A 625-nucleotide genomic window follows, 5' to 3' on the forward strand; every position below is an offset into this window, starting at 1 on the left:
ATAGAAGCAGGTATTACCGGCTTTGAATCTCCTGCCGCAGAATATATTGAGCTAGATATTTCAATCGATGAGCTGATAATAAAACATCCTAACGCCACTTTTATTGGTCTAGCTTCAGGCCATTCTATGCAAGACGTAGGGATATTCGATGGTGATTTGTTAGTTATTGATAGAGCTGAAGATGTAAGTACAGGCGATATCATTGTTGCAAACTATAACGGTACATTTGTTTGTAAAATCATAGATAAATCAAAGCGTTTACTAATCTCTGCATCTAACGATTATAAATCTGTTTATATTTCTAAAGATGATGACTTTAAACTCGAAGGTGTCGTTACTACGAGTATCCGTCTACACAAAAATAAAGTTGAGTTAAATCGATGTTTGCCCTCGTAGATGCGGTGGCCTTTTACGCAAGTGCAGAAAAGGTGTTTGACCCTTCTTTACGGCACAAGCCCGTTGTTGTATTAACAAATAATGATGGCTGTATCTGCGCTATATGTCCTATTGCGAGAAAGCTTAACATCCCTAAGTTCGAGCCTTACTTTAAAATAAAACCCTATTTAGAGCAGCATAATGTCGTTGTGCGCTCATCGAATTATGAACTCTACGCTGATTTGAGTGA

General features: G+C 37.8%; 2 protein-coding genes. Both read left to right on the top strand.

All coding sequences use genetic code 11. From position 1 onward, the window contains the following. A partial coding sequence (locus I6E70_RS20565; RefSeq protein WP_197189503.1) for a LexA family protein occupies window positions 1-396 on the top strand: 396 nt, incomplete at its 5' end. Beyond that, the coding region (locus tag I6E70_RS20570; protein WP_442960300.1) for a Y-family DNA polymerase at window positions 381-625 on the top strand (245 nt) is incomplete at its 3' end. The genes I6E70_RS20565 and I6E70_RS20570, both read left to right, overlap by 16 nt.

Origin of the sequence: Pseudoalteromonas sp. NGC95 (assembly GCF_015864705.1) — a bacterium.
Classification (GTDB): Bacteria; Pseudomonadota; Gammaproteobacteria; order Enterobacterales; family Alteromonadaceae; genus Pseudoalteromonas; species Pseudoalteromonas arctica.